Here is a 2,132-nt window from a genome sequence, read left to right on the forward strand (position 1 = left end):
ATAACATCTACTCAAGATTTACATTCATAGATGTTAAAAGAAAAAATATTACGTATTTGATATTCTCGTTCACAATAGAAATGATGGAGTGGTATTATAAGATAAGACATTAACTCACTATAATTAAGTCTTTGATATTCATACTGAATCAATTAAAATCGTTTTCTTGAAAGTTACAAAGAGGAGTGGTGTGTGAGTAAAATTGATTGAAAAAAGGAATAAAAATGTTCCTTATGAAACCTCTCAAATGCAAAGGATTGCAACATTGGGGAGATGTTAAATAATATAAGGGTTCTGGCTTGTACTTTTATTAAACATAAAGATGGTAGTGCACAATGGACTTATACCTCAGCGGCAGTATGTATACACTTTACAAGTGATGTGATGAAATAGAGTTAAAAATATTTCGTGTAAAAGCATGTAAATGTAAAACTTAAGTGTATTGTGTTTAGAGTGTTCTGTTTTGTATGAAGGGGGAGACGTCATTGAATCAATATTTTATAATTTTCATAAACAATATTCTTGCTCTAAATTTCTCATTATAATTCATTGCACGATCTATATGCTTTATTTTCCTTTTTTGCCGTTGCAAATTTTAATGATTCAACTTCGTAATTTTAGAACAGACGGAGCTATCCTAAAATTCTTACAGGCAAGTTTGAACGAATGATTATAATTATACATTCAGATTATCTTAAACGAAGAAAATATTTTCATCCCCAATAAATATGAAAAACTCCTGCTATGAAAACTGATAAATCCTCAATCTCTTTGTTGTTTATATGTCAATAAATTAAACGCAAAGGAAAATTCTTTGTCGTTCTTAGGATATTTTTCGTTTCCGAGCTTGATTTTTCATTCCAAATCGACAATATGAACTCGGGAGGTTGGTGGTGGACGAACTACTCGCCAACTGGGTCAGGTCTGGAAAGAAGCAGCCCCAACGAGTTCTGGTACGGGTCATTGTTCCAACCTCCTATTTTGCTGAAGAAATTATTTTTTATGCTGTCTTTTAGCGAGGTATTTTTAATCTTCAGAGCGGCGTTTGTATGCAGCAAATAAAGGGATTTTGTTGTTTTTAAACAAATTGTCCCATAAATAATTTGATTAAGAAAAAATCCTTTTATATGAGACTACAGTATTGATCTATGCTTTTGTATTATCAAAATGTACGCATAAAGAACTTCGAAGTTGGAAATATTCATGGAAAATTTACCGGTAGAAACAGCCTATCGTGTTCTTGCTCGTAAATATCGACCCCAAAACTTCTCTGACCTCATTGGTCAGGAAGCTATGGTGCGTACTCTCACCAACGCCTTTGAAAAAGGTCGTATTGCACAAGCGTGGATGTTAACAGGGATTCGTGGCGTAGGTAAAACCACAACAGCACGTATTTTGGCACGTGCGCTTAATTATAAAACAAAAGATATTGACCAACCAACAACTGTATTGGACTCTCTTGGTGAACATTGCACACAAATTATCGAAGGACGCCATATTGATGTTATAGAAATGGATGCCGCTTCTCATACGGGCATTGATGATATTCGTGAAATTATTGAACAAATACGCTATCGTCCTGTTTCTGCACGCTATAAGGTTTATATTATAGATGAAGTACATATGCTCTCAACACAAGCCTTTAATGGTTTATTGAAAACCCTTGAAGAACCACCGTCGCATGTAAAATTTATTTTTGCCACAACAGAAATTCGCAAAGTTCCTATTACAATTCTTTCGCGTTGCCAACGTTTTGATTTGCGACGTATTGAATCAAAAGCTTTGAGTGCACATTTGCGCCAAATTGCGAAATATGAAAAGGTAGAAGTAGAAGATCAAGCACTCTCTATTATTGCCCGTGCTGCAGAAGGATCTGCACGTGATGCATTATCCATTTTTGATCAAGCGATTGCCCATAGCAATGGCAATGTTAACGCTATTGCGGTGCGTACAATGTTAGGGTTAGCTGATCAAGCACGTATTATTGATCTTTTTGAATTTATCATGAAGGGCGATGTTGTCAATGCGTTACATGAATTACGCAGTCAATATGAAGCAGGTGCTGATCCTCTTACTATATTGACAGAACTAGCCGATTTTAATCATCTGGTCACACGTTTACGTTTTACACC

General features: G+C 35.1%; 1 protein-coding gene and 1 other RNA gene. Both read left to right on the plus strand.

Annotated features, from left to right (window positions below):
• Positions 1-882 precede the first annotated feature (882 nt).
• Positions 883-980, plus strand: an RNA gene (gene ffs, locus ACFIO3_RS12065) — signal recognition particle sRNA small type.
• A gap of 223 nt (positions 981-1,203) precedes the next feature.
• Positions 1,204-2,132 (plus strand): DNA polymerase III subunit gamma/tau (locus tag ACFIO3_RS12070; RefSeq protein ID WP_375704522.1); only part of this gene is annotated, 929 nt, incomplete at its 3' end.

It is taken from the genome of Bartonella sp. AD328YNZD, assembly GCF_042196425.1.